Source organism: Streptomyces sp. 8L (assembly GCF_020176795.1).
Taxonomy (GTDB): domain Bacteria; phylum Actinomycetota; class Actinomycetes; order Streptomycetales; family Streptomycetaceae; genus Streptomyces.
The window spans coordinates 1-6,578 of record NZ_JAIUKE010000020.1; the positions used below are offsets into that span (position 1 = coordinate 1).

General features: G+C 64.5%; 5 protein-coding genes. 1 reads left to right on the forward strand and 4 read right to left on the reverse strand.

Features of this window, described 5'->3' with window-relative positions:
- Positions 1-138 precede the first annotated feature (138 nt).
- The 3 genes from LCE31_RS02960 to LCE31_RS02970 form a co-directional block, all read right to left on the reverse strand.
- Entirely contained in the window at positions 139-1,545 is a 1,407-nt protein-coding gene (locus LCE31_RS02960) for a DNA cytosine methyltransferase (protein WP_225012355.1), read from the reverse strand.
- Between the two features lie 85 nt (positions 1,546-1,630).
- Positions 1,631-2,344: a hypothetical protein gene (locus LCE31_RS02965; protein WP_225012356.1), complete on the reverse strand. Its 714-nt coding sequence runs from the start codon at positions 2,342-2,344 to the stop codon at positions 1,631-1,633.
- 1,063 nt (positions 2,345-3,407) lie between these two features.
- Positions 3,408-3,992 carry a hypothetical protein gene (locus tag LCE31_RS02970; RefSeq protein ID WP_225012357.1) on the reverse strand — a complete coding sequence of 195 codons (585 nt, stop codon included), beginning with the start codon at positions 3,990-3,992 and terminating at the stop codon, positions 3,408-3,410.
- A 584-nt stretch (positions 3,993-4,576) separates the two neighbouring features.
- Between LCE31_RS02970 and LCE31_RS02975 the strand changes: the two genes are divergently transcribed.
- A complete protein-coding gene (locus LCE31_RS02975; RefSeq protein ID WP_225012358.1) occupies positions 4,577-5,431 on the forward strand; it encodes a tyrosine-type recombinase/integrase in 855 nt (284 codons plus the stop codon).
- A 719-nt stretch (positions 5,432-6,150) separates the two neighbouring features.
- Here the strand turns inward: LCE31_RS02975 and LCE31_RS02980 are convergent.
- Positions 6,151-6,462 carry a hypothetical protein gene (locus LCE31_RS02980; RefSeq protein ID WP_225012359.1) on the reverse strand — a complete coding sequence of 104 codons (312 nt, stop codon included), beginning with the start codon at positions 6,460-6,462 and terminating at the stop codon, positions 6,151-6,153.
- Positions 6,463-6,578 lie beyond the last annotated feature (116 nt).

Sequence of the window (6,578 nt, forward strand, 5' to 3'; positions counted from 1 at the left end):
GTACTGATGTCTTTGACGTCCATGACGGGACTCCAGGGGGAGACGGCGGCCGGCCCCCGGCGGGGGGGGGGGGGGGGCCCCCCGGCCCCGGCCCCGGGGGGCGGGGGGGGGGGGGGGGGGGCCCCCCCCACCGGGAGATCACAGAACGGCCGCCACGCGCTCGCCGAGCCACTGGGCGACGTTGCAGCTCACTGCGTTTCCGGCCTGGACCGTACGTGCGGCGTCGCTTGGGCCCGTGACGATGTAGGAGCCCGGGAAACGTTGAGCGTTCATCTGTTCGCGCCACTTCAGCATCCGGAAGTGGCAGTCCTCGATCCGTTCTGCCTGGCGCAGCAGACCCGCCGAGTCGTGCGTGGAAAGGGCGTGCAACGGCTCGGAAGTCGGCTTGGCCCTCGCACCCTTGCGGTACGGGATGACCAGCCCGTGGTGATTGCCGCCCGCCGTGACCGCGGATAGCGGTCGGTTGATCTTTCTCGCTTTGCCGTGGTTGCGTAGCTCGATGACGAACGGTGGCGCCACCAGGTCCCCTGACGCGGTGGCGTACTGGGAACTCCCCGGCGGTATGAGCAGTCCTTCGCCGATCTTCGCGGTCCGTGACGGCAACGGGGCCCGATCCGGGCGGAACGATCGACCGTCATGCCCGCCGTGGTTCAAGGTCACTACCGAGGGGTCTTCGGGGAACATTTTCAGCCCCGACTCAATGCGGGCCATTGTGTTCTCGACCAACGGAGGGAGCCCGTGCCTGGCACGGTCCCCGATACGAATCCCCTGGTCGTCCCAATTAATGATGGAAGACGCTGGCCGCACATACGGCTCCACGATCCCGTGGCCAAACGGACACGTGTAGTTGTACTGCTTTCCGTACTTGCCGATCCCGCTCATCCGGTCCTTGCGGGGCTTAGACCAGGTCTGCTCCGCATGCACGTCCTCGTCGCAGACAATGCAGAACGCGAGCGGCGTCGGCCTCACGTCCGGGAGACGGATCCCAACCAGAGTGAAAACAAGGTAGAGACGGTCGCGCCACTGCGGAGCGGGGAGATTGAAAGCATCTCCGATGTGTGCCGATGAGACACAGACGATCTGGTAGTTGTAACCCAGCTGCACCATTCCGGCCAGCCACCAGTCGAACAGCTCCCAGTCGGTCGCAAACTCGATGACGTTCTCCACCAGCACAGCCTTATAGCGGTGAAGTTGAACGGCGCGGATGACTTCAAAGGCAGTGGCTCGGGTGCGCTGAAACGCTTTGTCCGGGAGGGACTTCCACTCTTCGTCATCCAACTGCCCCTTCGTCCGGGGCCGCCCCCCGGCAGGACTTATCTCTGTACAGATGGGGCTCGCCCAGAGAATATCCGTCTTCGGGAGACGCCTCATGTCGTAGTACTCCATCTCGGCGCAAAGATGTTCCGCCTGGGGATGGTTGGCGATATGCGTATCGACCGCGACTTGCCAGTGATTGGCAGCGAGTTTGAGTTCGAGTCCGGCATTGACCAAGCCGGTACTGGAACCGCCCGCTCCCGCATACATATCGGTGAATGTGAAGCTCAAATACTTTTCCTGCTTCTGTGGGTTCCAGGCGCGTCGGGTCCGGTTTGCCCTCCGGACCCGACGCGATGGGAATGTGCGTCGCTTGCTAGCCGCCGTAGGTCTCGATGACGTTCAGTTCCACAGCGAGGAGGCGGCTCATACGGATCACAACCTCGGCCGGGACAGCGATGCTGGCACCGTTGTTGCCGTCGGCGTCGGCGATGGTCATCAGGGTGCCGCCGGGGGCCTGAGGGTTGACGCGCCGCAGCTCAGACAGATCGGAGATGAGGCCATAGAGTTTGTCGGGCCCGTCCTCTCGCTCTGTGGACGGCAGGGCCCCGAGTGGGTGATGGCCGCCATAGCGAAGGCCTGTTGCCTGGAGGTAGCGCTTGGTGTCGATGATCATCTGATGGAGGTCGGGGCCGTGGCAGACGAAGGCGATGTGCTCGTTCGCGCTTTCGTGCTGCACTTGCCACTGCTCGACCTGGTCGAGGCGGCTCGGGAGGCCCTCCGGACCTCCGATGACCAGGTGTGTGGAGTCTGGAAGGTCGACCTTGACGAGATAGCCGGTTCCCTGGAAGTGGGTGACGCTCGCCTCGATCCCGTACTCGCGCAGTGCGGTGAGGACCGATGTGTACTGGGGGCCGACTTCGTCGGCCGAGTAGGCCATTTGAACCGCCCAGTCCACGAACGGTTTGGCGTCGCTGGTCCAGAGCAGTGTGCCGTGCTCGACGAGACTGTTCTGCTGCGTACGGCGCATCCAGAGCAAGCCCAGGGCGGTGCGGGGCTCGGGCTTCTTGGGCGCAGGCCACAGAGTCACTTGATCCCCAGAGCTGGGGAGGGTGAACACGACCTGCTTCCCGTAGAGGTCGAACGCCTCGATCTGCGCCCCCTCCCGGATGGCAGTCGCAAGGTCAGTCATGGAGATTGGCTTTTCGGTCACGTGAATCACTCAATTCGAGATTGTGGGTTCCTGGGGGACTTTGCCCTGCCCCCCTTCAAGGATTTCGGATCGCGAAATCCCATCAATGTTCTACGGTTCAAATTGAACACGCTCTTCAGTTTTCAAGGAGCGGCACCTCGACTGCCTCATCGAAGGTAGATTTCGATTTACCCCCTTCCGACATAGGTAAATCTATGCCCTAGGGTGGGTCAACCTAGGAACGCTCTACAGAGAAGGCATTCCGAGGCGATCCCTACGAGCGGGGCCCTGTTTCTCCTATTTGCCCCTACCTACTAGAGGGATGCACTCGGCAGCGACGCTTAGCCGATTTAAGCGATATACCGTGGAGTGCCCCTGCCGCCGCCCGGCAAAAGGAGAATGGGGCCCGAGCGGGAGGGGTGCAAGGATGCGGCGAAGCCCATCCTTGCACCCCTCCGTCGAGGGCCCCACAATCGAAAAGCCGGGAAGACGGATTTCCCAGCCGAGGAACTCGTATACCGAGAGGGCGAGCGACTCGGCCCCTCGGCTCTTTGACGGAATCACAGCCGGCGCGCTTCGGCGGGGTGCCGTTCACGGTGAGGGCAGCCAGCGCCGCAATGCCAGGCGGCGGCCGCGGACCCATCCGGCGTCCCGTTCCTCTTTTGACGTCCGCAACCGACAACGAGACGATGACCCGAGCCCTGCGCGAGGCGCTGCCCGGTACTTCGCCGACTTTCCTGAGCGGGCTCCGAATTCGCTGGCCTGGTCGCCGGTCTCCGGGCATGGCTGGTGCCGCAGAACGACATGGAGCCTCGACCTGCGTCGCCGCCCGGGCGGGGGGGCCGCGCCGGTCCTCCACGGCACTGGCAACTTGAAGGTGGACGGCGCTACTTTCGTCTCTCGGCCGGGGCGATCGCCGACGTCGCCAGCCTCTTGGCAGCTGGCGACGAGCGATGGCTGATCAGCGGTGTGGGTTGAGGGCCCGCAGCAGTTCAGGGAAGCGGCGGTCACGCTGAGGCGGGGCAACGGCGCCGGTTGCGGGATCCAGGTGGCCCCAGGCTCCGCGTTCGCCGCGACCGCAGAGCATCAGGGTGACGGTCGCTCCCGGAGCCGTGTGCAACGCGGTTACTTCGTGGTACACCTCCCTCCCAATCACATTGGCAGTGCCTTGTACGTGCTCCCTGCTCTTCTCCGCGCAAACCTGGCCGCCGTCGAGTACGTACCGGTCCTCGGTGTAGCCGCCGACCAGGATTCTCGACTCGAAGGGCCAGGGATGGGAGTGAGGCGTGGGCCGGCCGTCGGCACTCCGGATGTCGGGTGCGTGCCAGACATTGATCTTGACAGTCCGGCCGTGGTCCTCCGTCAGCGTCAGCTCGGCCTTGCTGAGCTGACCGCTTCCGTCTGGGACCAGCCACCACGACATCGGTGCGATGAACTGTTTCCAGGTGAGGGCGAGGTCGGGGGCGTGGGTGGCTACGCCGGCCTGAGCAACGTCATACAGCGTCTCCGTGAGACGCAGGCCGGGAGCGATCTCAATGGTCTGCATGTTCCTCAGCATGCTCTCAGACATGCCGCCTAGCCACGTGTTTCCCGTTTCTGGAAACATTTGAAAAGAGGATGCTCTTTGAGCAGGGCGTTTTCCTGATCGGCTTCCACATAGAAAACATGCCGGCATGCTGGGACCTGGGAGTACTCGGCTCCGGGCAGCATGTCGCCTGTCTACACAGGAAAGGAACTGCCCTGCGGGGCCCACCTCTCCACCGACGCGATCGAACGCCTGTCTGGCGCCATTTTGTGAATTAGCGTTCAGTGCCCCGCAGCTCGCCGGGGCTTGCGCACCCAGGCGATGGCGAGGCGCCGTTCTCCGTCACCACAGCGTGAGTGGGAGGCCTTTTTCTCCGCAGCCAAGATCCTCTCTTCAATCTTCTCTGACTCTTCTCGTCCTTTGAGTCCGGCACGAATCGCCTGTGCGATAGCCCGTGTGCGGCCCGCTGCTCCACGGGTATCGGCCAGGGCCTGGGGCGCCGCGTTGCCAACTGTGACGCCTACGAGAAGAGCCGAGCGCTCCGAAGGACAGCGAGCGGACGATCCGCTTGACTTCTGCACTGGATGTGCAGAAGTCTGGCGGCTATGGATCTCACTACAGCCCGAGAGTGTGCCGAGCGCTGGGGCCTCAATCCGGCGACCGCCCGGCGGGTCCTCGCGCAGGTCGACGCGGTCGACCGTGATCCGTCGACGGGTGCCATGCGCTATGACCGGGCTGCGGCCGATGCTGCCCGTGCCAAGCGACCCGGCCGAGGGCATCGTGCTGACCTGGCGGCCGAGGTCGTTGAGCCCGAGGAGTTCGTGCGTCTCACCAACGACGACGCGATCCCCGCCCAGCACCGAGCACTGTGGGCTTTGCTCTGGGAGGGGGGCCTGCGAGTCGGTGATGCCCTTGCGCTCGACGTGCGCGATGTCGACCTCGATGAGCACAAGGTCAACGTGGACTACCCCAAGACCAACAGGGATGAGCGCGTGATCCCCCTGAGCGACCAGTCCGCCGATCTCGCCCGCGCCGCGATCGGCGACCGTACCGACGGACCCCTCTTCGTGAACCAGAGGGGCATGGCGCTCAGCCGAGAGTCGGCAGCGACGTTCGCCCGTCAAGCCGCTCCCGGCATCTATGCCTTTCACGCCGGCGGGCACAAGGTCCGCAAGGGCGAAAAGCCTCCGCGGATCAAGTTTCCGGCCTTCGGCTTGGAGGCGAAGGCCGAGGGCGCCACGGAGGGGGCTTCGTGCCAGTGCATGTGTGCACTCGTCCACCTCTACATCCCCGATGTGTGCCAGGGCGCGGCCGACCCGGTACTTCTGGTGGACGTCACGATCGAGTCTCCGATGAGCGGAGAGCCCGAGGAGCGCCGACTGCGAGCGTTCTGCAGAGGCTGTTACGACGCGGTCCTGTCTGCCAAGGAAGTGAAGAAGGCTCTCAAGAAGATGTCCTGACGGCCCTGCATGACGATGGGCCCCGACAGACCTACTCGTGTCTGTCGGGGCCTGCCGGCGCTTCGCGGGTCGTCGTGGTTCCGGGCGCGACGAGGTTTACCACAGGCTGAGGAATCGCCCTGCTGCGATCGCTTCACGATGCGCGCTTTGATCGACTCTGCGGACTCCCCGCCCTTCCGGCCGGCCTGGATGGCAGCGCCGATGGCGCGGGACCTTCCGGCCGAGCCGCGTATCTCAGCGAGCGGACTGCTCGGGCCGCGGCGGCGAGCCAGCCATTCGGCCCGGCTCCCCGCCGCCGTGCCGAGACGCAGGTGAGAGGCTCTACAACCCTCGGGAGAAATCGCAGGTCTGACACACGATCGGGTCCCTGGCAGCTGTCCATCCGAGCCTATCTATGGTGCCGTGGGCCAACTGGTAGGCGAAGAGGTGCGCCGGCACCGTCCCACGCCGTGAGGGTCCTGGAAGGCTCGCAGCACGGAAGAAGTCATGGCCGGTAGAGCTGACAGCATTGCTCCACAGCCAACAATTCGTCGACTGCATGTGTCGTTTGGCTTCGAATCGGGCAACAACAGACTCATCGTTGAGCCTCATGTGCCACAGCTCCGCAGGAAGCCGAATCGCTATGGGCTCGCCAAGAAGCGAAGGCTGCTGATCATCTGATTCTGGAGATCTGGGCCGAGGAACGATGCTACTCAGGAAGAGCTGACCGCCGCTCCTGCTCACGACACATCGCCCTTGTTTTTCTTGAGTTCGGGAGGATACCCATTTGCGCGTAGGTAGATATCAAGTGCGATTGCAACGATGTCGCCGTGCTGGGTTCCGCGATCAGCGTGAAACCTGCGGATACGTCGCTGAAACTGGAGATCGTCCGGAACCGCATAGTTGATTTGCCCGCGAGTCGTATGACGGCCGTCGATGATCTTCTGGGTATCAGGGTGAGGGGCTGAAGGGTCTTCTCCTGGAACGGATTGAGCTTCGAGAGCGTCAGCGACAGCCCGCAGCTGCCGTGCGTGTTGCGAGAGATCGGGCATTAGGGGACTCCGGTCCGGGGGGGGGGGGGGGGGCGGGGGGGGGGGGGGGGCGGGGGGGGGGGGGGGGGGGGGGGGGGGCGGGGGGGGGGGGGGGGGGGGGGGCCGCGCGCGCCGGG